This window comes from Corallococcus macrosporus, from assembly GCF_017302985.1.
Classification (GTDB): Bacteria; Myxococcota; Myxococcia; order Myxococcales; family Myxococcaceae; genus Corallococcus; species Corallococcus macrosporus_A.
Genome location: NZ_JAFIMU010000002.1, coordinates 257143 through 283703, shown reverse-complemented (window position 1 = coordinate 283703; position 26561 = coordinate 257143). Strand labels below are relative to the sequence as shown.

Annotated in this window: 14 protein-coding genes and 1 pseudogene; 10 read left to right on the top strand and 5 right to left on the bottom strand. The window is 67.2% G+C overall.

What is annotated here, in order from left to right; genetic code table 11:
- Nucleotides 1–35 precede the first annotated feature (35 nt).
- Nucleotides 36–1229, top strand: coding sequence for a GNAT family N-acetyltransferase (locus JYK02_RS01565; RefSeq protein ID WP_207048076.1), 1194 nt, complete (start codon nt 36–38; stop codon nt 1227–1229).
- Nucleotides 1211–1648, top strand: a complete 438-nt coding sequence (locus JYK02_RS01560; RefSeq protein WP_207048075.1) for a serine O-acetyltransferase — start codon at nt 1211–1213, stop codon at nt 1646–1648. Before JYK02_RS01565 ends, JYK02_RS01560 begins: the two co-directional genes overlap by 19 nt.
- Before the next feature lie 369 nt (nt 1649–2017).
- Here the strand turns inward: JYK02_RS01560 and JYK02_RS01555 are convergent, their stop codons facing one another.
- Both JYK02_RS01555 and JYK02_RS01550 read right to left on the bottom strand, forming a co-directional pair.
- On the bottom strand, nt 2018–7972 hold the full coding sequence (locus tag JYK02_RS01555) for an RHS repeat protein (protein ID WP_207048074.1): 5955 nt from the start codon (nt 7970–7972) through the stop codon (nt 2018–2020).
- Between the two features lie 688 nt (nt 7973–8660).
- Nucleotides 8661–9719, bottom strand: a complete 1059-nt coding sequence (locus tag JYK02_RS01550) for an esterase/lipase family protein (protein WP_207048073.1) — start codon at nt 9717–9719, stop codon at nt 8661–8663.
- Between the two features lie 235 nt (nt 9720–9954).
- On the opposite strand from JYK02_RS01550, the gene JYK02_RS01545 reads away from it, so the two are divergent.
- From JYK02_RS01545 to JYK02_RS01530, 4 genes and pseudogenes are all read left to right on the top strand, one after another.
- Nucleotides 9955–11334 carry an MEDS domain-containing protein gene (locus tag JYK02_RS01545; RefSeq protein WP_207048072.1) on the top strand — a complete coding sequence of 460 codons (1380 nt, stop codon included), beginning with the start codon at nt 9955–9957 and terminating at the stop codon, nt 11332–11334.
- Between the two features lie 156 nt (nt 11335–11490).
- Nucleotides 11491–14184 (top strand): alanine--tRNA ligase, encoded by a 2694-nt coding sequence (gene alaS / locus JYK02_RS01540; RefSeq protein ID WP_207048071.1) that lies wholly within the window; start codon nt 11491–11493, stop codon nt 14182–14184.
- Nucleotides 14181–14849, top strand: coding sequence for a hypothetical protein (locus JYK02_RS01535; RefSeq protein ID WP_207048070.1), 669 nt, complete (start codon nt 14181–14183; stop codon nt 14847–14849). Before alaS ends, JYK02_RS01535 begins: the two co-directional genes overlap by 4 nt.
- Nucleotides 14846–15139, top strand: a pseudogene (locus tag JYK02_RS01530) (TIGR02266 family protein); the annotation flags it as partial. The gene JYK02_RS01535 and the pseudogene JYK02_RS01530, both read left to right, overlap by 4 nt.
- A gap of 2009 nt (nt 15140–17148) precedes the next feature.
- Here the strand turns inward: JYK02_RS01530 and JYK02_RS39420 are convergent.
- Together JYK02_RS39420 and JYK02_RS39415 are read right to left on the bottom strand one after the other, a co-directional pair.
- Complete coding sequence (locus JYK02_RS39420; RefSeq protein ID WP_242588442.1) at nt 17149–17460, bottom strand: hypothetical protein; 312 nt, start codon at nt 17458–17460, stop codon at nt 17149–17151.
- A 534-nt stretch (nt 17461–17994) separates the two neighbouring features.
- Entirely contained in the window at nt 17995–18282 is a 288-nt protein-coding gene (locus JYK02_RS39415) for a hypothetical protein (RefSeq protein WP_242588441.1), read from the bottom strand.
- 124 nt (nt 18283–18406) lie between these two features.
- Here JYK02_RS39415 and JYK02_RS39410 point away from each other — a divergent pair, with 124 nt between their 5' ends.
- Nucleotides 18407–20008: an Hsp70 family protein gene (locus tag JYK02_RS39410; protein WP_347402429.1), complete on the top strand. Its 1602-nt coding sequence runs from the start codon at nt 18407–18409 to the stop codon at nt 20006–20008.
- A gap of 104 nt (nt 20009–20112) precedes the next feature.
- A complete protein-coding gene (locus tag JYK02_RS01520; protein WP_207048069.1) occupies nt 20113–20736 on the top strand; it encodes an outer membrane beta-barrel protein in 624 nt (207 codons plus the stop codon).
- Nucleotides 20737–20773: 37 nt separating this feature from the next.
- On the opposite strand, the gene JYK02_RS01515 is transcribed toward JYK02_RS01520, so the two are convergent.
- Entirely contained in the window at nt 20774–22111 is a 1338-nt protein-coding gene (locus tag JYK02_RS01515; protein WP_207048068.1) for a glutamate--cysteine ligase, read from the bottom strand.
- 59 nt (nt 22112–22170) lie between these two features.
- Here JYK02_RS01515 and JYK02_RS01510 point away from each other — a divergent pair, with 59 nt between their 5' ends.
- Both JYK02_RS01510 and JYK02_RS01505 read left to right on the top strand, forming a co-directional pair.
- Nucleotides 22171–23001 (top strand): EI24 domain-containing protein, encoded by an 831-nt coding sequence (locus JYK02_RS01510; RefSeq protein WP_207048067.1) that lies wholly within the window; start codon nt 22171–22173, stop codon nt 22999–23001.
- Nucleotides 23002–23228: 227 nt separating this feature from the next.
- The gene (locus tag JYK02_RS01505) at nt 23229–26480 is read left to right on the top strand and encodes an MXAN_5808 family serine peptidase (RefSeq protein WP_207048066.1); all 3252 of its coding nucleotides are present in this window, start codon (nt 23229–23231) and stop codon (nt 26478–26480) included.
- Nucleotides 26481–26561: the final 81 nt, after the last annotated feature.

Here is a 26561-nt window from a genome sequence, read left to right as displayed (position 1 = left end):
GTCCCCCTGAGCGCGAGACCCGAGGAGAGACGTACATGGAGGACATTCCCATCACGGACGCGATGCTCGGGGAGCGCGTCCCTACCCTTTCGCGGCACAACGCCGTGGAGCCCGCGCCGCGCAAGCGCGTGGAGCCCCTGTGCGTGGAGGAGGTCCGGAGCCTTCCGGCCTTCGACGCGCTGGAGTCCGAGTGGAACGCGCTGGTGAAGCGCGTGGACGACCAGGTGTTCTACCGGCACGAGTTCGTGCGCTGCTGGATGGAGCACTTCGCGCCCGGAGCCACCCTGCGAATCCTCACCGCGAGGAACGCGCTGGGCACGTTGGTGGCGGTGCTGGGCCTCAAGGAGGAACAGGGCCATCAGTACGGCCTGCCGGTGCGGCAGTTGGTGTCGCTGACGAACAAGCACTCCTGCCGCTTCGACCTCGTAGCCGAGGAGCCGAAGCGCGCGGCGGTGGCCTTCCTGTCGCACCTGATGGGCGACCCGAGCTGGGAGGTGCTCCGGCTGTCGGACGTGCCCGAAGGCGGCGCGGCCTGGGAGCTGGTGCACGCGGCGAAGGGCGCGGGAATGCCCTGGGGCGCGTGGCCGAGCGCGCGCTCCCCGTACCTGGTGCTGCCCACCACGGTGGCGGCGTGGACGAAGGGACGCAGCAACGCGAAGCCGCTGCGGAGGAGGCGCAGGCGCCTGGAAGAGAAGGGCCGCGTGGAGGTGGAGCGCGTGGCCGAAGTGGAGGGCCTGGGGTCGAAGTTGGAGGAGGCCTTCGCACTGGAACAGAGCGGCTGGAAGGCACAGGAAGGCACGGCGATCGCGCAGGCGGAGCACCGCCGCGGCTTCTACACGGGCCTGGCGCGCACGGCGGCGGAGCGCGGTTGGCTGGGATTGTATTTCCTGCGGTTGGACGGGCGGCCCATCGCCTTCCAGTACGGCCTTGAGTACAGCGGCCGATATCTGGCGATGAAGCCGGGCTACGACGAGACGTTGTCGGAAGTGAGCCCGGGGCATCTCTTGACGGAGAGCCTGGTCCAGGACTGCATTGGGAGGGGCTTGGGCGAGCTGGACTTGCTGGGGGATGACGCCCCCTACAAGCGCGAGTGGACGGAGCAGGTGCGGCAGCACCACTGGCTGTTCATCTACCGGGACACCTGGATGGGGCAGACGCTGCAGCGGTCGAAGTTCCGCTGGGCACCGGTCGCGAAGAGGATGGTGGGCAGATGGGTCCGACGGCGCTGACGTTCTACCGGGCCGCGAAGCGGCTCCAGGCGCACCCCAGGCTCGCGAGCATGGTGGCCACGGTGGGCGACCGCATCCACAACAGCCACGTGGACACGAGGGCCGCGCTGCACCCCACGGTGGAGCTGGGCTACGGAGGCATCGGCGTCATCATCGCGCCGGGAGTGGAGATTGGAGAGCGGAGCTTCATCTCCCAGAACGTGAGCCTGGAGCCCCTGCCCGGCGTGGCCGGAGTGCCCCGAGTGGGCAAGGACGTCTACATCGGCGTGGGCGCGCAGGTGTTGGGCCCGGTGACGATTGGAGACGGAGCGAAGATTGGCGCCAACGCCCTCGTGATGGAGGACGTGGCGCCAGGAGCCACCGTGGCGGGGATTCCCGCGCGCGAACTCAAGCGCCAGGCTCCCCCCACGGGGACGTGAGGCTTCAGCCTCCCTCGTCTTCTTCGCGGGCGTGGCAGCCACAATCACCAAATTCAATTTTCACATCTACGACACGCGAAGAACGAGAATGCTCCGGCCCGCCATAGGAGCACGGTGCAGAGACGAGGCATTTCTCTGCACAAAGCCATCACTACTTCTGTGTTTGGAGTGGCGGGCTTCCAGACCGTTCACCTGCGTCTTCTGGACAGAACTCGTCTCTCAGGGACGAGGGAGGGCATTCACACGGAGAGGAAACCGGAGGTGCCCCCTGGCATCCAGGAAGAATGTCATTGAAGTGATCTACTCTCGTAGACCGGGCACACCCCGTACCAACCAACACAATCGCCCAATAAATCAGACGCATTGAAACTAGTCTTCTCCCCACTGGCACTCATCTACGCACTCGAATTCGGTAATGTTGGCTCCACCGTGAGAAGGAGCAACTTCCGACAGAGGCTCTCCGGCTTTCATGTTCGCGTAGTGCGCAAGTTCATGAACGACCGTAGCGGCAAGTGCTTTGGGTGTTGCAGCTCCTGCCCAAAGGCTACACTGCACGGTGATGTCGTCTCCTTGCTGCTGCCCTGCCAGGGACGGCCGTATGTCACCAAACTTCAAAGTGGCACCCGGTCGCCAGTAATCTAGAAGTTGGTTCAGATCTGCACCATACTTGGTCCTAAACTCCGAAGAACAACGTGGACTGTTCGCCATCCTCCTGAGTATTTCATAGGCTTTGGTCCACTTCCACTGGTTTGCCCCGAGACAGGCCCGCATCGATCGCGTGTCTACCGTGAACAACCCAGTCATATCAGCAAAACGCAATGGATTGCTGTTCGCGTAGGCATACATTGGGATGCTCACCCCCTGCATCGCCATGCCCATCACAAAACTGGGGCTCTGAAGAAGCGGCTCTGGCTGCAGGTAAATGGATGTGGCAGCCTCGTAGTACCGGTTCCAGTTCTCAAACAAGTCTGTCTCAGCATCATGGTATTGGCCCGGGAACCGCAGCGGCACCCAATAGGGCTGCCCACCTCGTTGGAACCGCTGGTACTCATACCCTTCTGCCACGACCCCCTCTGAGGCCTGAGGCGCTGACGGGCCTGTCGTCACCAATACAACTGAGGACTTTCCCTCAGGAGGCTCAACCCAGGGAGACCAAACCTGTCCCGCTGCCGTCGCGGTCAGTACACTGGACAGGACCCCGCCATCGGTCTGATTGCGCAACTCCACACGCGCCATATCTCCTGTGTCCAGTAAGTGGAAAAGCGCACGCTCACGAATCATGACCCCGCCGTCCTCCGAGACTGGTTGGCTCATTTCAGCCAGCAGGCTTTCCTGAACGGCGCCCCCATCCGTTCCAAGCAGCGGATGAGACGACTCCTGGCCTAGCGCTACCCGGTTGACGTGGCCAAACGGATCGTAGTCCGCAGTTCCAGCTACCTTGGCCGAGGAGTCAAACATCACAATTGGCTTACCAATGGCATCTGTTACCGGGAAGTACACACCGCACGGCGCGGCCTCCCCATTTCGGGTGCAACCTCCCACCGGGCTCACGACTCGCGACATCCCAGATGTCAACTGCCCCCGAACCACCATGATTGGCCGATTATCCAGCCACACATAGGTGTCATCCACGTATTGAGTGAATCCTCCCACCGGTGGTGACACAGATGGATTACCCCGATCAACCAGAAGCGAATGGTCAAGGTCGTAGAAGAACTCATCTTCCGCCGTGGTCGGATAGCGCTTGAGCCGCCGCCGATTCATCGCGTCGTAGAAGTACTCGTAGGTACTTCCATTGACGTCCACGGAGCGAAACACCGTCTCCGACGCACCACCCACGGACGCACCGTGGTTGAACTGCAGCTGGTACACAGGCGTCCCGGCAACCTCTACCCAGCGCTTCCCCATGGCGCGGCCGTCCAGGTCATACGAATACTGGTAATCCAGCATCGAACCAGCGGCGCTTCCCTGCCTGCGCTCAAGCCGGTCGACCAGAGCCCCCGTGCCATGGGTCAAGGTCAGCGCTGTTCCATCCTCGACCTGACTGATCCGGTTTCCACGCCCGTCATACCCGTAGCTCCGGGAGCTGACTGTCCCACCCACCGCGGCAACATTCCCAGCGGGACGGGTAACGTTCTTGAGCCGCCCAAGTCCGTCATACTCATACTTCACGGTCGTGGGAGTCGGCCCTCCCAGGAGGCACGTATCCTCCTGGATGATCTCGTCTCCCTTCCAGGTATTGACCCGCCGGTACAGATTCCCCGTGCCTCCCGACCAGGAGAACCCCGCGGACGAAACCCAGACATTGCGCAGCCGCCCCGTAAAATCCGAATAGGGAGGCGCCGCTTCCGAACATGGCGACACAGGCGGGGCATCACTGTTGTTTCCGAGCGCGTATTCCACGTAGAGGGGATTCGCAGCCCCTGGGGAATTGATCTTGTAGGAACGCAGCCCCGCATAGGGCTCCCACAGGATGTCCGACACACTGGCGAGCGCCGTCCATGCACTCCCGCTCCAACGCTCGACCGTGACAGTTCCAACCCGGTCCGAAGGCACCGTGGTGTTGGGGTAGAGGCGATACCCGTAGGTGACACGATGCCCATAGGGGTAGGTCACGGACAACAGGTCACCTGACGTGGAATACGCGTAACTCGTATGCAGCGTGCTTGCTGGCGTATCACTCGGGCACGTGAACGTGTTCCCCGCGGAACGCCTCACCCTGATTTCCTTCGTGACCCGCCCCCAGGCGTCATATGACAGCCAGGTCTGGCCGAAGGAGTCATTCCGGAAGAGCGTCCTGCCCAGGGTATTCACAGGCTGCGGGCAACTCGAATCTGGTGTCGCGGAGTTGTCGTAGCCCAGCGTGTAGAGCGTCTCCGTGAGCGGCGAGGAGCCGCCCACGACACGCGTCGCGGACAAACGTCGCCCCATCGCATCGTAGGCATAGGCCAGGTGCTCTCCATCCGCGCGCATCTGCGGCGTCTGCTTCGCCAGGAGATTGCCGGCAGCGTCATGGTCGTAGCGCGTCCACCCATCGCCCCCCTGCCAAGGCAGCTTGACCGCGATGACGCGCCCGAAGTCGTCGTATCGATAGGTGGACTCAGGCTGAGCGCAAGCAGTGCAGTCCCCACCCGCGCCTGTGGCTGGACACCCCGTGCGCACCGTCGCCATGTTTCCGTGCGCGTCGTAAGACATGCACGTCCGTGTTCCCCCGGTTCGCGTTCCAATCTCCGGATACTCATCCACGCCGGTCAACCGGTCCGCCCGGTCGTAACTCATCGCATTACAAAGCGGTGACACGGGCCGTCCGTCGACATCCAATCCGCCACACAACGCGGGAGGCGAGTTGTAGGCGAGGCCCACACCCATCAATCGGTTCGCTCCGTCAAACAGCTTCGGACGGATGTAATAGGGAGGATAGCCGCCGCCGCGCCCTCCCACCAACTCGTAGGCAGGATTTCCATTCATGTCCACCCGGAGGCTGCGCTGCCTGCGCTCGAGATCCGAGCCATCGTTGGAATGGAACGTCTCCCGCTGCGGTTGCCGGTCCAGCCCGTAGTCGTACTGGACTTCCTCGCTCCAGGTGTAGCTGTTCAAGAACGCCTGCTTGGCTCGCAGCGTGAGCTTCCCCATCCAGCCGCTCGTACAATGGCCGAACCCTGAACCGCGGTAGCAGAAACGCTCGTAGTCACCCCGGGGGAAGTGAATGGCCGTCATCATTCCGTTGTCATAAAGGTATTCCCAGGTCGCCCCCTGCGTCGTGATGGAAGTGACCCGGTCCTCCTCATAGGCATAGGTCGTCTCAATGCCATTGGCGTCCGTGACGCTCCGGGGATTCCCCCGCACGTCGTAGTTCGCATACTGGGTCTCCAGGGCCGTCTGCCCCGAGCACCCCGTCACGGAGGTCACCTGCGGATACCGGGAGACCTTCTTCAGGCGGTTGGCATTGGAGTTGCCCGTCCCTGCGGACCAGTACTCATACTGGGTGACAGGAATCGTCGCGTTGAGTGTTGCCGAGCAATCCGTGGCAGTGGGGCCACTCACCCAGCACGGGCCATGAACCTCCAGCACCCGGCCCAGGGCATCATCGGTGGTTCCTCCCGAACACACCTGACGCGTGAAATAGAAGGTCGCCTGATGCTTCAGCACTGGCACCGGAGCCGCGCCACCCGAGCCCAGCCCCTCCGTGTAGCCACTTCGGATGACCGCCTGGAGCCGATTCGTCAGGGGGTCGTACACATTGCGCTGAACAGCGTCGGCGCCAGATTGGAGAAGCGATACCTTCTTCTCCTCGACGCGCAGGCGCTCTCCCAGAACGATCCCGGCTCCGGCGGTGCTTTCCTCGTACGTATAGTGGGTGGTCTCCAGGGCCCCTGTCCCGTCCGCGGCGGTCGCGCCGACGGCCAGCGTGCGGAGCTCCGGCAGCGTGGACGAGGTCGCCCCCGTGGGAACCACCCAGTCACGGGCCGTCCAGGCGCCATTCCAGTCCTTCTTCGCACGGTTGACGACGACGCCGTTGGACAGGGTGCTCCAGACATACTCCTGCATCCGGGTGCAGCTGGTCCCGGAACAGCCCACCCCAATGCTCTTGACCCGGGGGGCTCTCGCGAAGCCCGTCCGCTCCTGGACGTAGCTCCGCCCCTCGTAACCCGCGTACCCGCCGCCGTTCCCCAGGTAGCCATGCTTCACCACCGTGCTCATGATCCGCTCCAGGCACTCCGGCGAGGAGCTGGAATCACATGCCCCGGTGGTGCGGGTGGCCATCTGCACGTTGATCTCGAACCAGCCAGTCAAGGACTCGGAATCATACGTGACATAGCCATTCTGGTAGGTGTGCAGCGTCTGGGGAGTACTGTCTCGACTGACCTTCCAGGCAGGAGCACCCGTGCTGTCCTTGTACTCATACTTCTCGATCATCCCCCCGCGCTGAGGCCACTTCGCCTGGGCGATGCGCCCTCCGACTTCGCTCACGGAGCCGGTGGGTGCATAGGTGTATTCCACGAGGGGCATCAACACGCCGGCGTCGCCCACGAGTGACACACTCGCGAGGACGCATTCCTCTCCGATTTCAGCACGTGCGCTCGGCAGCTTCTTGTAGATGAATCGCAGGCGGGTCCCCTCCAAGGAGCTGACCTCGTAAAGAAAGGGAACACCTGCCGTCGGTCCAGCGCCCACGCCAGGACACGTCAGGCCCGCGGGCACGGCATAGCTCAAGGTGGCACGAGTCCGGGGCAGACCACCTGGAGCCGGGTGCTGAGCATCCTCGATTCGCGTCAGGAAGTAGCGGGTGTCAGACGAACTGGCGCTGCCCGTGGGGCTCCAGACCGCTTCGAAGAAGAAGCGCCCTTCGCCAGGCTTGTGCAGGACGAAATAACCGGCGCCGCTACCGGTGCTCTCCCAGACCAGCCGCGCTGGGGTTTCCTTGGAGCCGGAGGCGGGCTGAGCAAGGCACGACGTCGCGGACCGGGTGCACCCCGTGAACTCAAGCAACCTCCCGTTTCCCTCACGCAGCTTCCAGGTTTCGCCGCCACCGCTGCCCACGGGATGGACGAAACTGTAGAAATCATGCCACCAGTGCAGCGACTCGCGGTTCTCCGCGGCGGCTCCGAACGGTCGTGCCAGATAAGAGCCTCCGGCCTCCCCCAGGCTCTTCTGGTTGGCCCACAGTCTCACGGATGAGGCATAGGTGCGCTCCAGCGAGAGCCCCCCCACCGTCCCCTGGATCTCCACGTCGGTCACCGGGTGGCGGGTCCCCCGGGACGCCACGACGACCGGATCTCCGACCCAGCCAGGGCCCCCCACGCCGTCACATACATCGTCCTCGTCATCGCAGGCGGAGTAGTCGCTGTACTTGCATTCAGCCCTGTCGTTGATGGGCTCCCCCGAGGGAAGAACATCATCAACCTTCGCCTCACAGTACCCCGTCTTGCAGACATCATCCGGAGCCGTGCACTCGGTGCCGAGATCGCACTCCCAGTCCGGTCCGTAGCAGCTTTCATTGAGGACCTTGAACGCCGTATAGCTCGATCCACAGGTGATGCCGGTAGGGCAGCATGTATAGTTGCCAATATCCGTCTGACTTCCATTCGGAGGATAGAGGCATGTCTGCAGATGACATCCCCCATTCGGGTCATTGCCATTGCAGTACAGCGTTCCTGTATTGCCGTTGGCATCAGGACAGGTGCAAGCCCACTGAACCAGTGTGTTCCCACCACTGGGGGGAGGCGCGCAGAAACTGAACGTGCCGTAGGCCAGGACGGTGTCTGGCATGAGCAGGAGGCCTGCCAGCAGCAGACCCATGAAGTACGGAACGCGCTGACTCATCGTGTTTCTAGAGAAACCCATTGAAATCCATCTCGACATAATAATTTGGCCTGACCGGCGAACCGGATTGCGCTTCAACGTGCAGCGGTTCTGCCTTCAGGGAAGACAGACGCGAGCCGAAGGATCCGTGGGGTGAACCTGCGCGCATCGCCAACCATTGGAACAGGGGCGCCTGGCGTCACACGGCTCCGTGCAGACATAGCCTGCATCCCGCTGCGCGCCGACGTGCACACAGAGCCCGGACGCACAGTCGGAGACGCCGCCCGTGGAGCAATCATGTCCCAGTGGGAACCCATTGCTCGAAGCATTGGCCTTGAACCGATGCTCCGACAGGACCGCTGCGGTTGCCGGGGTACTCTTGACTGCAGCGGGCTTGGCAGGGGTTTCGCTGCACCCCATCACCCCACCCATCAGCGCCATCAACAGGGCGAGCCTTCTCCTTCGGCTCGAACCCTTCGGTTCAGCTCGCAGACAATCATGCCACATTTTGAGTTTGTGCCCCGTCTGTACTTTTACACAGGACCGGACAGCCCGGTCGCAGTCCGTCTATTCACAAACGGACATACCACGAAGCTCGCTCACTCCGCGTGCACAATCGCAGTGAGTGTCTAGGGAGTTGCCCCCATGCAGGCGTCAGGGGCCGAGAGGCGTTGTCCTTCTCACCGTGATGCTTTTCGGACGTGAGGCTTCAGCTGCCCTTGGGCATGTTCAGCGCCATCGCGACCAGCGAGAGGGTCAGGTCCTCGGGCTGGTAGGGCTTGAACGGGTTCAGCGTCGTCCCGGTGGAGTCCAGGTGGTCCAGGCCGGACAGGGTCACGGACTTGGAGCCCGGGATGAACGCGTCCTGCGGCAACACCAGGCCGTCTGACTTCACGCCGTAGCGCTGGTGCATGTACTCCTGCATCGCGAACAGCGGCGACGTCGGGTTCGCGGTGGTGGAGGCCATCGACACCGTGGGGATGCCCGCGGGCATCGGGTGCTTCTTCAGGAACTCCTTGCGCGAGTCGTACGTCAGGTCCTCACCGGCCTGGATGCTGCCGCCGAGCGCCTCGACCGCGCCGCCCACGCCGTAGCGCACCAGCGGGTTGTCCAGCAGGTCCTGCGCCATGGGCGAGCCGCCGTACGGCGACTGGATGGTCACCAGCGCGCGCACGTGCTCCTTCAGCTCCGGGTACATCGACAGCGCCGCCGCGGAGTCCAGGCCGCCCTTGCTGTGGCCAATCAGCACCACCTGCTTGCCGTTCTTCGAAGCCTCCAGCACCGCTTGGCGGACGATGGCCGCGTTGTGCTCCACGCCCATGTCCGTGTCCACCGGCACGCGGCCGACCTGGAGCCCCTGCGCCTCCAGCGCGTCCAGGTTCTTGTCGAAGTAGAACTGCTTGGGCGCCGCCTCCGAGAGCAGTCCGCCCACCGCCAGGAACACGCAGTTCTTGGCTTCGGGAGGCATCACGTTCTGGCCCGCGCGCACCGCCTGGTTCAGCTTCATGAACTCCGCGGTGGAGTCCTTCGCGGGCGGATACGCCTTCTGGATCCAGCCGATCTTGTCGGCCTCGCCCTTGCCCGGCCACGGGATGGGAAGGCGCAGCGCATTGACCTGCTGCGAACCCGCCGGAGCGGCCGAGCTGAAGCTGTCGCCCTTCACGATGGCGTTGAAGCCCTGCGCGCCCCTGGCCCGGACAGGGGCCTCCGGAGCGACCCGCGCCTGGGTGGACGGCGTGAGGCTGGAAGGACGCGTGACCTGGACCATGAGGGGACCTCGGGAGGGGGAGCCGAGTGGAGCAGCAGGGAGGCTTGCCTACATTGTCGGCAAATGGCGCCAGGAGTTGCGTGCTCCGTTCCAAGCCCGTGAGAACCCGAGAGTTCCACTCGGAGTCCGGGCATGACGCAGCCGCCCGTAAGGCAGCCGGGCGGACCGTTCAAGGATGAACGGATTCGCGGCGCCGTCGTGTTGTTGGTGCCCCATGTTCAAGGTACCAACCCCCATGCCCATCCCGTTGCGTCCGAGTGGAATCCCCGCGGTGGGAGACCTGCCCTGGGGTTCCCACTTCTGCCAGTTCTACGGCGACCGGGAGGACCTCGTGGACTCGCTGGTCCCCTACTTCAAGGCGGGGCTGGAGAACAACGAGCACTGCCTGTGGGTCACGTCCGAGCCCTTTGGAGCCTCGGATGCGCGGACCCTGCTGCGCAACGCGGTGCCCGACCTGGATCAGCGGATGAGCCGGGGGCAGATCGAGATCATCGACCATCGCGACTGGTACATGAAGGCCGGGGGCAAGAGCGCGGACGAAGTGCTCCAGGGCTGGGTGGACCGGCACGGCCGGGCGCTCGCGCAGGGCTACGCCGGGCTGCGCCTGACGGGGAACACCTACTGGCTGGAGCGTCAGGACTGGTCCGGCTTCGTCGAATACGAGGCCCGCGTCACCGGCACCTTCAAGAGCCACAACATCATCGGGATGTGCAGCTACTGCCTGGAGCGGTGTGGCCCGATGGATGTGCTCAACGTCGTCCGCAACCACCAGTTCGCGCTCATCCGGCAGGCGGGCGAATGGGAGCTCATCGAGAGCGCGTCGCTGAAGAGCGCGAAGGCGGACCTGCACAAGCTCAACGGAGAACTCGAGCAGCGCGTGCGGGAGCGGACGGCGGAGCTCCAGCACGCGCTCCAGATGCGCGAGGAGTTCCTCTCCGTCGCATCGCATGAGCTGAAGACGCCCATCACCTCGCTCCAGCTCTACATGGAGAGCCTGCTGCGCGCGAATCAGCGCGGCACGCTGACGCCCGCGCAGGTAGCGCCCAAGCTCCTCAAGGCCAAGGAGCAGTGCGGGCGGCTGGAGAACCTCATCAACAAGTTGCTCGACGTCTCACGCGCCACCGCGTCGGATGATCCACTGCCCATCGAAGTGGAACCGGTGGACCTCGCGGAGGTGGCGAGGAGCGTGGGCGAGGTCTTCGCCGAAGGACTCCAGCGCGCGGGCTGCGAGCTGCGCGTGCAGGCGGACCACCCCGCTGTCGGCCACTGGGACCGGATGCGGCTGGAGCAGGTGGTGACGAACCTGCTGTCCAACGCCATCAAGTACGCCCCGGGAACCGAGGTGGAGCTGGCGGTCCAGCCTGCCAAGGACGGCGCGACGCTGGTCGTCCGCGACGGCGGCCCGGGCATCCCCGAGGAAGCGCAGCAGCGTGTCTTCGAGCGGTTCGTGCAGCTGTCGCCGAAGTCCCACGCCGGAGGTTTCGGGCTGGGGCTGTGGATCGTCCGGAGCATCGTGGACGCGCACGGCGGGAGCATCGAGCTGGACAGCAAGCCGGGAGCGGGAACGACCTTCAAGGTCTCGCTCCCGTCGCATCGCGGAGGCCCCAGGGCCTGAAGCTGGAGCCCCAAGCGTCTTGGACAGGGCACCTGGCCGGGCCCCGGCTGCTCCCCTGCCCTGCGGTCGTCAGCCCTGCCTACATGCCCCGTCCCACAGGGGATGACCCGTCCAGGAACTGCTGCGCCCGGCCCTCTTGTGGCATATACCCACACCATGCCTTCCGCCCTCACCGCCTCCCAGATCCGCGAGGCGTTCCTCCAGTTCTTCGAGGAGCGCGCCCACCGCCGTGTCGCCTCCTCCTCGCTGGTGCCCGTTGGCGACCAGACCCTGCTGTTCACCAACGCCGGCATGGTCCAGTTCAAGGACGTCTTCACCGGCCGCGAGCAGCGCGACTACCGCCGCGCCACCACCTCGCAGAAGTGCGTGCGTGCCGGCGGCAAGCACAACGACCTCGACAACGTGGGCTACACCGCGCGCCACCACACGTTCTTCGAGATGCTCGGCAACTTCTCCTTCGGCGACTACTTCAAGGCCGACGCCATCGCGTTCGCCTGGGAGTTCGTGACGAAGCGGCTGGGCCTGTCCATCGACCGGCTCGCCGTCACCGTGTTCAACGGCGAGAACAACATCCCCTGGGACGAAGAGGCCTTCGAGCTCTGGGCCAAGCAGGGCGTGTCCCGCGACCGCATCCTGAAGCTCGGCTACAAGGACAACTTCTGGGCCATGGGTGACACCGGCCCGTGCGGCCCCTGCTCTGAAATCCACTACCACCAGGGCGACGACATCCCCTGTGTGGAAGAGGCCGCGGGCCGCAAGTGCCATGGCGTCGCGTGTGATTGCGACCGGTGGCTGGAAATCTGGAACCTCGTGTTCATGCAGTTCGAGCGCAAGGAGAAGGACGCGCCGCTCATCCCGCTCCCCAAGCCGTCCATCGACACCGGTGCCGGCCTGGAGCGCATCGCGTCCGTCGTCCAGGGCAAGCGCTCCAACTACGACACCGACCTGTTCCAGGGCATCCTCGCCACCGTCAGCCAGCTGTGCGGCAAGCCGTACACGCAGGAGACCGGCGCGTCCCAGCGAGTGGTCGCCGACCACGCCCGCGCCACCGCGTTCCTCGTGGCCGACGGCGTCCAGCCCTCCAACGTGGCGCGCGGCTACGTCCTGCGCCGCATCATGCGCCGGGCCATCCGCCACGGTGACACGCAGCTGGGCATCAAGGAGCCCTTCTTCTTCAAGGTCGTGGACCGCGTCATCGAGCTCATGGGCGACGCGTTCCCCGAGCTGCGCGACGGCCGCACCTTCATCCTCGAGGTCGCCAAGCACGAGGAGGAGGGCTTCCGCCGCACGCTCGACCGCGGCCTCAAGCTGATGGACGAGGAGCTGGCCAAGCTCCAGTCCTCCGGGGGCAAGCTGCTCTCCGGCGACGTCGTCTTCCTGCTGCACGGCACCTACGGCTTCCCCTGGGACCTCACGCAGATCATCGCGCGCGAGCGCGGCTACGACGTGGACCTGGAGGGCTTCAACAAGCTCAAGGAGAAGGAGGCCGACAGCCAGGACTTCCACGGTGAGAAGAAGTCCACCGGCGAAATCTTCCAGAGCGTCCTCGCCCGCACCGCGCCCACCCAGTTCCTGGGCTACGAGGGCGAGGGCCACGAGGGCGAGGGCAGCGTCATCGCGCTCGTGCAGGACGGCGTGGAGGTGCCGCAGGTCTCCGCGGGCGCCACGGTGGACGTGGTGCTCGACCGCACGCCCTTCTACGGCGAGTCCGGCGGCCAGCAGGGCGACACGGGCCGCATCGTCGCGCACGGCGGCAAGACCGTGGCGCAGGTGAAGGACGCGCAGCGCCCGGTGCAGGGGCTCATCGTCCACAGCGTGGAGCTGAAGGAAGGCACGCTGAAGGTCGGCGACATGGTGCAGACGTCCGTGGACGTGGAGCGCCGCAAGTCCATCCGCGCGAACCACTCCGCCACGCACCTGCTCCACAAGGCGCTCAAGCGCGTGCTGGGCGATCACGTGAAGCAGGCGGGCTCCGTCGTCGCGCCGGACTTCCTGCGCTTCGACTTCTCGCACTTCTCCCCCGCCACCCAGGAGCAGCTGGAGCAGGTGGAGGACCTGGTCAACACCTGGGTGCGCGACAACGCGGATGCGCAGACGCGCGTCATGAACATCGACGACGCGAAGAAGTCCGGCGCCGTGGCCATGTTCGGTGAGAAGTACGGCGAGACCGTGCGCGTCGTCACCGTGCACCCGGAGTCCACGGAGCTGTGCGGCGGCACGCACGTGAAGCGCAGCGGCGACATCGGCCTGTTCAAGGTCACCAGCGAGAGCGGCGTGGCGTCCGGCGTGCGCCGCATCGTGGCCGTGACGGGCGTGGGCGCGCTCCAGTTCGTGCGCGAGCAGGAGCACGAGCTCAAGAAGGTCGCGGCGCTCCTGCGCACGAACCCGAAGGAGGTCGCCACCCGCGTGGAGGCCACCCAGAAGCGCGTGAAGGAGCTGGAGCGCAAGGTAGAGGAGGTCTCGGTGAAGGCTCAGTCGGCCTCGCAGAAGGACCTCATGGACCAGGCGCGTGAGGTCAACGGCATGAAGGTGCTGGCCACGCGCGTGGACCCCGCCGACGACAAGGTGTTCCGCGGCATGGCGGATCAGCTGCGCGACCGCATCGGCTCCGGCATCATCGCCATTGGCGGTGAGAAGGACGGCCGCGCCGTCATCCTGGTGGCGGCCACGAAGGACCTCGTCGCCAAGGGCATCAGCGCGGGCAACCTCGTGCGCGAGATGGCCAAGGAAGTGGGCGGCAAGGGCGGCGGCAAGCCGGACATGGCGCAGGCCGGTGGCCCGGATGCGGACAAGCTGCCCGTGGCGCTCGAGAAGCTCTACGAGCTGGTGAAGGGCGCGAGCCCGGCGTGAGTCCCCGCGCTTCATCCCGCTCCCTGGCGTTCCTGACGGCGGCCCTCCTCCTGGGGGGCTGCTCGAAGGAAGCCTCCACGTCCGAAGGGGGCCAGGAAGCCGAAGCGCGCACGCTCCAGAAGCTGCGCGCGGAGGCGGACCGGGTGAAGCAGGGCGGCGCCGTAGCCACGCGCCCGCAGCCGGCCCAGCGCGAGCCGGAGGACTCGAAGCTCGCGGGGCTTGCCGCGGGCATGGGGGACTCCGGGCCGCGCAAGCTGCGGCTGCCCGAGCGCAACGACACCGTGCACGTGGACACGGTGGCGGTGAAGGTGACGGGGCTGGAGGCATCGCACTCGGTGAAGGGCAGCTCCGGCAAGGTGGGGCTGGGACTCACGACGGAGGACCTGTTCCTGCGCGTGACGCTCCTCACCCAGAACGTGGGCGGGATGCCCGCGCCGCTGACGCTGGACGGCGCGAAGGTGACGGACGCGAAGGGGCAGACGTACCCGCTGGCGCGTGACGCGCAGGCGGTGGCCGGCACGAAGCCCCTGCCCACCACATGGGCACCCGAGCAGCGCACGGAAGTGGTGCTGCTGTTCGAGGTGCCGCAGGACGCCGTGCAAGACGATGGGCTGGCGCTCGTGGTGCAGGGCTCCGGCGGGGACGTGCGGATCCCCTTGCGATGACCGGGCCGGCCCCCAAGCTCCTCCCCCTGCGGATCCGACTTCCGTACACGGCGGAGGAGGAGTTCATCGAGCGGTATGGCTCGAACGTGGGGCGCGGTGGGGTCTTCGTGGCCACGAAGGCGCTCAAGCCAGAGGGCACGGGGCTGGCGTTCGAGTTCGTGCTCGCGGACGGCACGCGGCTGCTGCGCGGTGAAGGCGTGGTGGCCAGGGCGCAGCCGGACGCGGGCGGTGCGCGCACCGGGATGACGGTGCGCTTCACCAAGCTGGACGCCGCGAGCAAGGCGCTCATCGATCGCATCGTCACGCGGCGGAGCGGGACGGAAGCGGCGGTGACGCCGCCTGCCGCGCCATTGCCGCCAGGGCTCGTCCGGCGGACCGCGGCTGTGAATCCGTCACGGCCTGCCGCACGCGCCGGGACGGAGGCAGTGCCCACGGCGCCTGTGCCGCCGGAGCCTCCGGCGAAGGCTTCGCGCGAGGAACCCGGGACGAGCGCCGCGACGCCAAGAGCGTCCATGACGTTGCCGGCCGTGACGGTGCCCGACGCGGTCACACCGCCGGACCTGGCTGAACCGGATGAGCCGGTGTCGCTCTTTCCGGAGGGCCCGGCAGAGGAGGATGAGGACCTCGCGCCCCTTCCGTCGGTGGGCCTTTCGAGGAAGGCGCGGAGGAACCCGCCGGGCGAAGGGGCACAACGGGCGACCCAGGAGATGTTCACGGTCCAGCCGAAGGTGCCGAACCCCACGGAGACGCGGCCTGTCGCGGCTTCGGGCACCTTCGCGGCCGTGATGCCGCCTCCGGTGGAGGCCGGGTGGACGCCTGAGCCGCCTGCGGATCAGCCACCGGTGGAGGCCGCTGGTGAGGCCGGAACGGATGCGCCTTCCTGGGAGGCATCTGGAACCGCCGAGGCCGCAGCGACAAGCGCACCTGTCGATGAAGGCCGCGCGGAAGCATCGTCTTGGGAGCAGTCCTCCACGGAAGCGAGGTCCTCGGCATCGGAGTGGGATGCCTTCGCGCCGGATGCACGAGCGGACGAAGCGCTCCCGCTGGAGACAGGGGCGGCAGCCGGTTTCACTCCGGCGTCGGTGGAGGCGTTTGATCCGAACGCCGTGCTCGGAGCCCCGCACGCTCCCGAGCATTCCGAGTGGGCCTCCGCGTCTGCAGCCGGTGGCACTTCAGGCGAAGCCGAACGCGTCGAAGCAGCGGCCACCTCCGATGCGTCGTTCGATTTCGACGTCGACCTCAACATGGAGTCGGAGGAGGAACCCGCTGGGTCTTCTTCCGCACCGGATTTCAACACGGCGAAAGGCGCCCCAGACGCGACGCTTCCTCCGCAGGATGAGCAGCATGCTGTCTCGGCTGCTCAGGACTCCGATGCAGTTGGAGCAACGCCGCCTGAGGACGAGAGCCACTCCTGGGCAGCAACGGACTCCAGCTCCGAGGAAGCTTCCACTGCAGCGTCGTTGCCGCTCGAAGAGCACAGCGTCTCTGCCGCACTGAACGCCGACGCGGTTGATGCAACGCTCCCTCCGGCGGAGCCCTTCTCCACCGAGGACACTCCAGTCGCTTCGGAGGAGACGCCTCCTGCCACCGAACCGGTTGCGACGCCAAGCCAACGGGAGGCTGATCGCCTTCGCGCGTGGGGCATCGACCCGGACTCCCTGCCGCACGAGTTCAGCACGGCTTCGGAGGACGTGGACCCGTTCAGCGCGGCGCTTGAGCAGGCTGTTGAAGCCACGGCGCCGACCGCGAGCGAAGACGTCTCCACGTCACTCGCTGATGAATCAGGGCACAGGTCGAACACGGAGCCAGTGCTCGACTCTCCGCAGGACGAGGAGGATTCGTCGACAGTCGTCGTGGTCGAACTGCCGACAGAGGATGCATGGACGGCGCTTGTCGGATCGGCTGAGCCTCCATCAGCCAGCGACACGGCAGCAGCCGAAGCGGAGAGGCCCTTCGAGGCGGATGCTGCGTCCCCTTCCCCTTTCGCTCCCGACGGGGAGTCGCCTCTGGAAGAAGCGGGAGCGCGCTCCACGGCTGCGTCGAGCGTGTTCCTCGAAGAGACGCCATCCGCATCGCCGGTGGCCCCCACTCCGGGACTGCCCGAGGACGCTTCTGTTGCGCTCGCATCCGACACGCAGGCGTCCATTGAGCAGTCCCCGGGCGAAACAACGGCGCTCCAGGTTCCGATTGGAACCTCCGTTCCACCGGTCATCGATTCACAGCCGGTTTCGGACGAAGCCACGCAGGCCGCTGCCGCGCACCCATCCAGTCCCAACGAGAACTCGCAACAAACACCCTCTCAAGCATCCGGTGCGACGGAGCCCTTGAGCGACAGCGAAGCCGCCGCGCACACCCGCGTGGCCTCGCCGCAACCGCTCTCCGCGGAGCAGTCCTCCCGCGACAGCGAAACAGCCGCATCCGTCAGCACGACCGCGTCACAGCCAGACACGGCTGAGCACCACTCTAGCGACAGCGAAGGCACGGCTGCGCTCAGCACGGCCTTGCCCCAGCCGCAGGCCACGGAGCCGTCCTCCCACGCCAGTGAAGCCACGGCGCCCATCAGTACAGCCCCGTCGCAGCCGCTGGCCACGGAGCCGACCTCTCGCGCCACTGAAGCCACTGCTCCAGACAGCCCCGCCTCGTCACAGCCGGTGGCCACGGTTCAGCCATCGAGCGTCAGTGAAGCCACTGAGCCAGGCGGCCCTGCCGCCTCACAATCGGCAGCCAGTGGATCCACGGCGCCACCCAGTGCGGCTTCGTCACAGCCTCTGACCACGGAGCAGCCCTCTCGCGTCAGCGAAGCCACAGCGCCCGTCAGCACGGCCGCGACACAACCCTCGCGCATCAGCGAAGCCACGACTCCGCTCGGCACGGCCGCGTCACAGTCCTCCCAGGCCAGCGAAGCCACGGCGCCACTTGGCACTGCTGCGACACAGTCCTCCCAGGCCAGCGAAGCCACGGCACCACTTCGCACTGCTGCGACACAGTCCTCCAGCACAAGCGAATCCAAGGCTCCGCTCAGCACGGCCTCGTCACAGTCCTCTCAAGTCAGCGAAGCCACGGCGCCACTCAGCACGGCCTCGTCACAGACGTCCCAGGCCAGCGAATCCAAGGCTCCGCGCAGCACAGCCTCGTCACAGTCCTCTCAAGCCAGCGAAGCCACGGCGCCACTCAGCACAGCCTCGTCACAGACGTCCCTGGCCAGCGAAGCTACGCCTCCGCTCAGCGCGGCCGCATCACAGACGTCCCAGGCCAGCGAAGCTACGCCTCCGCTCAGCACGGCCGCATCACAGACGTCCCAGGCCAGCGAAGCTACGCCTCCGCTCAGCACGGCCTCGTCACAGACGTCCCAGACCAGCGAAGCCACGACCCCGCTCAGCACGGCCTCGTCACAGCCGTCCCAGGCCAGCGAAGCCACAGCTGCCGTCAGCACGGCCGCATCACGGACATCCACCCCAGCACGCGACGAAGTCACCCCGTCGGCCTCCACCGACGCACAGAGCAGTGCCGCCACCGCGCGCAGCCGTCGCCGCACGCTCTTCGACCTGACTCCCGCCGTGCCCGTCCCCGCTCCGGCGGCGGCGGAGGTCGTGCTCGGCATCGACGTGGGCACCTCACACGCCCGCGTCGCCGCGTTCATCAACGGCGTCGCCACGCCCATCCCCATCCCCGGCACCGACGGCTCGGGCATCCCCTCCGTCATCGCGGTGGCCAGCACCGGGGAGCTCCAGGTCGGCGCCGCCGCGCTCGTTGAAGCCTCGCGTGCGCCCCGCCGCGCCGCGGCCGGCCTCAAGCGCCTGCTCGGCATGCGCGCCCGCTCCCCGAACCTGCGCTGGCTGTCCCCGCAGCTCCCCTTCCCCATCGCCACCGACCTCCACGGCGACGCGGGCGTGGAACTCGGTGGCCGCGTCGTGGCAGCCACCCTCTTCACCGCGATGCTGCTTCGCGAGCTGCGCGAGGCCGCCACCTCGTTCCTTGGCCGCAAGGTGACGCGCGCCGTCCTCTGCGCTCCGTCCCACTTCACCGAACGCCAGCGCGCCGCCCTGCGCGAGGCCGCCACCATGGCCGGCCTGGACGTGCCCCGCGTGCTCACCAACAGCGCCGCCGCTGCGCTCGCGTACGCACACGGCCGGGGCCTGGCCCGCAAGCGCGTCCTCGTCGTGGACCTGGGCGGCGGCGGCCTGGAGGTCTGCGTCGTGCAGGTCACCGGCGATGACCTCGAGGTCGTCACCACCGGCGGCGACCCCACCCTGGGCGGCATGGACTTCGACGGCCGCATCGCCGAGGCGCTCGTCAGCGACCTCTCCGAACAGGGCCACCCCCGCCCCGAACACCCGCTCGACTGGGGCCCCCTGCGCACCCTCGCCGAGTCCACCAAGGAGTCCCTCTCCACGAAGGACTCCGTGGAAGTCACCCTGCCCACCGGCCCCGGCCCCACGCTCGACCGCGAGCGCGTGGAGGCACTCACCGCCGACCTCGCCCAGCGCGTCGTCTCCGTCACCCGCGAGGTGCTGGAGTCCAACGCCCTCTCCCCTCAAGGCCTGGACGCCGTGCTCCTCGTGGGCGGCCAGTCCCGCGCGCCCCTCGTGCGCCGCCGCCTGGAGGAGAGCCTGGGCGTGCCCGTGCGCGAGGACGACGTGGACGCCCGCACCGCCGTGGTCCGCGGCGCCGCGCTGCTCGGCCACGCACTGCTGCTGTCGGAGACCGGCAAGCCCGCAGCCAGCGTCTCCGAAGTCCTCACCGCGCCCATCGGCGTCGCCGAGGACTCCGGCACCTTCCGCCGCGTGCTGGAGCGCAACACCCGCCTGCCCACCGCCAAGACGCTCGTCATCCCCGTCACCGCTCCAGGTCCGCTGGCGCTCGCCTTCTTCCAGGGCACCGCCGCCACCGCCGTGGAGAACGAATGGCTCGGCGCCCTCACCCTCACCGTGGAGCGCCCCGGCGAGGTGGAGCTCCACCTGGAGCTGTCCACCGACGGCACCCTGGCCTTCAGCGCCACCCTGCCCGGCGCGAAGCGGCAGCCCGTCACGCTCGCGACGGAGGACCTGGACGACGCCTCCCGCGACGCGCTCATCGCCCGCTCGCCCTTCCACACCGAACCGGAGGCCCGGCCGAGCGGCCTGCTGTCCGGCTTGAAGAAGCTCTTCGGCCGGCGCTGAGGCCCTCGGCCTCCTGGCTCCGCTCCCAGGGCAGGTGCACCGTCCAGCCCCACCGCCCCAGCTTCCATTCCAGGTCATGCACTTCAAGCAGGAGGAGCCTGGACATGAGAAGGACTTCGAGGGTGGCAGGACTGGTGGTGGCCGGTGTCTGCGTGGCAGGCCCCGCGTTCGCGGTGGATGCGACGGAAGTGTCACGCCGGCTCAGCTACAGCGAGCAGGACGTCCAGGCCGGCCTGGACGTGGGCATCGGCCTGGGCGGCTTCACCGGCGACCTGGGCGATGAGACGGGCGTGGGCGGGCTCTTCAACATCACCGCCAACGCCCAGCCCTACAAGTACATCGGCGTGGAGGCCGGCTACGAAGGCCAGAACATCCCCATCGACGACGCCCGCGTGGCCGGCGGCAACCACATCTGGCGCAACAACGGCACGCTGCTGGGCAAGCTGGGCCCCATCGTCGACCAGAAGTGGCACCCCTTCGTGGGCGCGGGCCTGGGCCTGAGCTACCTGCACGCGTCCTCGGGCTCCCAGGACGTCTACAACAATGACTGGCAGACGGAGCTGCCCCTGGCCGCGGGCATCGAGTACCGCCTGGGCGCCCTGACCGCCGGCGTGCGCGCCACCTACCGCCTCGTCGGCGGCGAGGAGCTGGTCGAGCGCCCCGGCACCAACGACGACGCGAAGGGCAGCCTCTTCAACGGCAACATCACCGTGGGCGGCCGCTTCTAGCCGCCCACGCAGGTCCGCGTCCGCGAGGGGACGCGCTTCACAGCTCGAAGCGCGTCATCAGCACTTCCGGACGCGGATCTTCCTTCCACGCATCCAGCACCGCCTGCGCCGGAGAGCGGCCCGAAGCAGCCACCGCCTCCAGCGGCGCCAGCAGCGGCGCGTCCTCGGGGTCCAGCCGCATCAGGCCCCGCTTCGCGATGGCCACCATCTCCCCGGCCAGCCGGTGCAGCTCGCGCGGCCCCAGCCTCCCGGCCAGGCCCTCGCGGCGCGCGGTGTCGTGGAACGCCAGGTGCTCGGTGAAGGTCAGCCGCGGCAAGAGCAGCTCCGCCTCCTCCAGCGCCTGCGCGTCGTAGAGGATGCCGCGCCAGAGCGCGCCCAGCGCCCCCGTCATCGCCGCGCTGGAACAGTCCGCGCCGCGCACCTCCAGCACCTTCTTGAGCCGCACCTCCGGGAAGAGCGTGGACAGGTGGTCCGTCCAGTCCCCCATGTCCGGCGGCTTGCCCTCGTAGCCCTCCTGCATCAGCTGGCGGAAGGTGAGCTTCGGGTGGCGGTACTCGCCGTGACGGCGCAGGAACAGGAGCGGCGCGTCCAGCGCCCAGTCCACGTAGGCCTTGTAGGAGAACGAGCCGTCGAACCAGGACGGCAGGTAGCCGCACCGCGTGGGGTCCACCTCTTCCCAGACGCGGCTGCGGAAGGACATGTAGCCGGACGGCTTGCCTTCCACGAGCGGGCTGTTCGCGTACAGCGCCACGAGCAGCGGCGACAGGCGCGCCACCGTCACCGTCTTGCGCACGCAGTCCGCTTCGTCCGCCCAGTCCAGCGACACCTGCCCGGTGGACGTCATCAACATCATGTTCAGCGCCAGCCGGCCGCGCTCCGGCAGCGTGCGGCGCATCACCTGGTAGCGCGTCTTGGGCATCCAGGGCATCTCTCCCGTCGTGCCCACCGGCCGGTAGCCCAGCGCCACCAGCCGCAGGCCCAGCGCGGACGCCGCAGCCTTCGTCTCCTTCAGGTGCTGGAGGTTCTCCTGGTGCGCCTCGCGGGCCGTGGAGAACGGGCTGCCGGACAGCTCGAACTGCCCGCCCGGCTCCAGGGAGATGGCCGCCATGCCGCGCTGCAACGCGATGACCGGCGACTCGGGCGTCTCCCGGAAGCGGTCGTAGCCGCCTGGGGCGATGCGCTCCAGGAGGGCGCCAATTCCGTTCGGTCCCTCGTAGGTCGGGGGTTGGGCGGACCCCACGGGATAGATGAACTTTTCGTGCTCCAGCCCCAGCCGGTGCTGGGCCCGGGGCTTCTCCGCCTTGCGAAGCTCCTCCACCAGGGGGGCGGTGGAAGTGAGGGGCTCGGAGGCCACGCGCTTGAGGTCGAGGGACATGAGGGCGCCCTATATAACGAGGCCCGCTGGCCTTGCCCTCATTTGAGCACCCCGACCCCATGCGTCCTGCATCCCCCGTCCCCACGCTCTCCCCCCAGCCCCGTCTGTCGGATTTCTTCCAGGGGGTGGGCGTGCTCGGCCGCGCCTTCCGGCTGATCTTCCGCTCGCGCCGCCTCTTCCTCCTGTCCAGCCTGTGCGCGGTCCTCACCGCCGTGGCCCTGGTGGCCCTGGCCGTCCTGCTCTACCGCTACGCGCCCGGCCTCCTGGAGTCCGTGTGGGCCCGGCCCGAGACCTGGTACGGCCGCGCCGGCTGGTACGCCGCGCTCGTGCTGGGCTCGCTGGTCGCCTGGGTGGTGGGCGCCAACGTGGTGCCGCCCCTCCTGCTGACGCCGCTGCAGGACCCGCTGTCGGAGGCGACGGAGGCCGAGTGTGCGCAAGCGGACGCCGTCCTCTCCCCCGCCTCCTTCCTGCGCGGCATGACGACAGGGCTGTTGCACACGCTCGCCCGCATGGCGCTGCTCTTCCTGGGGCTGGCGGTGCTCTTGCCGCTGAACTTCGTCCCGGGCCTGGGCAGCATCGCGTTCACCGTGCTGGCCAGCCTGTGGACCATGCTCTGGATGGCGGCGGAGCACCTGGCCGCGCCCATGACGCGCCACCTGTACCCCTTCGCCCAGGTGCGCCGCATGCTGCGCGAGCGCCGGGCCCTCTGCCTGGGCTTCGGCGCGGGCGTCTACCTGCTGCTCTGGGTTCCCATCCTCAACACCTTCTTCCTCCCGGTGGCCATCATCGGAGGCACCCTCCTGTACCGGGGCCTGCGGGAGGCCGGGGACCTGCCTCCGCCGCCGGATGCGATCCGCGCCGGGAGCCCATCGTCCGGTGGCAGCCCCTGACACGAAATAAAGGGGCATGCCGGGTGTCCATCCGTGCAGGCCGCCCGGGAACGCATTGCCTGCGGCAGACGTTCTCGGTCGCTAGTGACAAGGCCACGCCTTGAAGCACCTGGAAGCCGTGATTAGGCTTGCCCGGCCGCTGCCAGGTCCCTTGGCACCCGTTGAACCGTTCGGATTCACAGGGCTTTTCACGCATCACCCGGGGCGCCCCTCGCGCCTCAGCTGGGATGAACCGCATGCCGCGTATCTTCCGCCGCATCACCGCCGTCGCCGTTCTGTGTGGGGCCTGGGCATTCGCAGGCAGTGACCGCGCCCCCCTCCCGCTCACCGTGGGAGCGGCGGAGGCGGGGCAGGACTCCTGGGACGGCGCGCTGCCTTCCGCCAACAAGGGCGAGAAGGCCCCGCACGACCTCAACAGCCTCCGCGTCCTGACGAAGGTCATCCTTTACGTGAAGGAGAACTACGTCGACCCCAAGCGGGTGAAGCCCAAGGAGATGATGATCGCCTCCCTGGAGTACGTGGAGAAGAGCGTCCCGGACGTGCTCGTGGACGGCAACCCGGAGACGGGAAAGCTCAACGTCAACGTCAACGGCAAGCAGAAGGAGTTCGACATCTCCCACGTCGACTCCCTGTGGAAGATGTCCTTCGCGCTGAAGGACGTGTTCGACTTCCTGTCGAAGAACATGCGTCCCATCGAGGAGACGCGCGACATCGAGTACGCGGCCGTCAACGGCATGCTCTCCACGCTGGACCCGCACTCGGTGCTGCTGCGCCCGGAGCTGTACCGGGAGATGAAGCTGTCCACCAAGGGTGAGTTCGGCGGCCTGGGCTTCGTCATCCAGATGAAGGAGGGCAACCTCACCGTGGTGAAGGTGCTGCCCAAGACGCCCGCGGCGCGCGCCGGCATCCAGAAGGACGACCGCATCAAGAAGATTGGTGAGGAGTCCACCGTCAACATGGACCTCAACGAGGCCGTGTCCAAGCTGCGCGGTCCGGTGGACAGCCGCATCACCATCACCGTGGAGCGCGACGGCTGGGACAAGCCGCGCAACATGACGGTGGCGCGCGCCATGATTTCCATTGAGTCCGTGCAGCACAAGCTGCTCGCGGGCGGCGTGGGCTACGTGCGCCTGAAGAACTTCCAGGGCAACACCACGCGCGACCTGGAGGCGGCGCTGGCGGACATCCGCAAGCAGGCGGAGGCCAAGGGCGGCTTCAAGGGCCTCGTGCTCGACCTGCGCGGCAACCCGGGCGGCCTCCTGGAGCAGGCCATCCAGGTGTCGGACACGTTCCTGTCCAAGGGCAACATCGTCGCGACGGTGGGCTTCAGCGACAAGCTGCGCGAGGAGAAGCGCGCGCGCCCCACGGAGGGCGAGGAGTCCTACCCCATCGCGGTGCTGGTGAACGCGGGCAGCGCGTCTGCGTCTGAAATCGTGGCGGGCGCGCTCAAGAACCTGGACCGCGCGGTCATCATCGGGCGCCAGACGTTCGGCAAGGGCAGCGTGCAGGTGCTCTACGACTTCCCGGACGACAGCGCGCTCAAGCTGACCATCGCCAAGTACCTCACCCCGGGTGACGTCTCCATCCAGGAGGTCGGCATCGTTCCGGACATCCAGCTTGTGCCCACGCGCGTCACCGCGGACCGGGTGGACGTGTTCGCGCCGCGCAAGTCCATGGGCGAGGCGGACCTGGATCAGCACTTCGGCAACCCGGAGTCCTCCACCGTCGCCAAGAAGCGCGAGGAGGTCCTGGACCGCGAGAAGCCGGGCACCAGCCTCAAGTACCTCAAGGTGGACGAGAAGGCCGCCCAGGCCACCGCCAAGAAGGAAGAGCCCAAGGAGAAGGTCGCCGCCAAGCCGGGCACCGGCAAGGACGCCAAGAAGGAGCACGGCCAGAATGATCCGCTCCTGGACGTGGACGTGGCCGGCCAGGGCGAGGACCTGGACGACCAGCTGGACGCGGAGTCCCAGGAGGAGATCAAGGAGGACTTCGAGGTCCAGTTCGCGCGCGACTTCGTGCTGAAGGTGCCGGCCATCAAGCGCGGCGAGCAGATCGCCAAGGGCAAGGCCTTCGTGGAGCAGAAGCGCAACGAGGAGGAGCAGCGCATCAACAACGCCATCGCCGCCCTGGGCCTGGACTGGAGCCCCGGTCCCACGCCGAAGAACGTGCAGCTGGACGCCAGCTTCACCCCGGGCGCCGACGCCAAGATCATCGCCGGCGAGCAGCTGGACATGGTCATCCACGTGGAGAACAAGGGCACGGAGCCGCTCAAGCGCGTGCGTGGCTGGACGGAGAGCGACAACGCGTTCCTCGACCGCCGCGAGTTCCTCTTCGGCGCCATCGCCCCGGGTGAAAAGAAGTCCTGGAAGGTGCAGGTGCGCCTGCCCAAGGACCTCACCAGCCGCCGCGACGACGTGAAGGTGAAGCTGTTCGACGACAACGGCCCGCTGCGCGACACGCTGGTGTCGGAGCTGTCCTTCGTGGAGCTGCCCCGCCCGACGTTCGCCTTCAACTGGCAGGTGGTGGATGACTGCGCGGACTGCAACGGCGACGGCGTCGTGCAGCGCGGCGAGGACGTCACGGTGGTGATGGACGTCACCAACACGGGCGTGGGCCCGGCGCTGGACTCCTTCGCGCAGATCAAGAACGGCGGCGACGCGAACATCTTCATCGAGAAGGGCCGCTTCAAACTGGGGGAGATCAAGCCCGGTGAGACGAAGACGGCGCGCTTCCAGGTGTCCCTGAAGAAGGCCTTCAAGGGCGACACCTTCCCGCTGAAGCTGGCCATCCTCGACGAGCCCCTGGAGGAGTTCGTCCTGGAGAAGCTCCAGCTGCCGGTGAAGGACGGCCCCGTGGCCTCGCTGGAGGCGAAGAAGGGCCTGGTGAAGCTGTCGGACAAGGCGGAGCTGTTCGCTTCCCCCACCGCGGACGCCCGTCCGGTGGCGAAGCTGCCGCAGGGTGCGACGCTGGCCCTGGAGGCCACCACCAAGGGCTACTACAAGGTCGCGCTGGAGAAGGACCGCTTCGCCTTCGTTCGCACGCAGGACGCGAAGGAAGTGAAGACCGGCAAGGCCGTGGCGCCCAAGACGGTGGCGTACAACACGTCGCGCCAGCCGCCGGACATCAAGCTGGACGTGGATCCGTCGCACGGCGGCGTGGTGGTGAACGGCGACAAGTTCACCCTCTCCGGCGTGGTGAAGGACCCCAACGGCCTCCTGGACGTCTACGTGCTGGTCAACGACCAGAAGGTCTACTTCAAGGCCGTGGACCCCAAGGGCGGCGAGCCCAACACGCTGAAGTTCACCTCCGACTTCACGCTCAAGGAGGGCAACAACAACGTGCTGGTGGTGGCCCGTGAGAGCACCGAGTTCGCCAGCCGCCGCACCCTGGTCATCCGCCGCCGTCCGGCGGAGGTGGCGCAGAAGGTCGTGACGCCCGCCGCCGCGGCCACCACGCCGGTGAAGCCGCGCCAGCAGTAGTCATTCCAGGCTTCCGGGCACGGACCCGGAGTGCCTGACCCACGGGCGGCTCGCTTCCAGGCGTTTCCCTGGAGGAGGGCC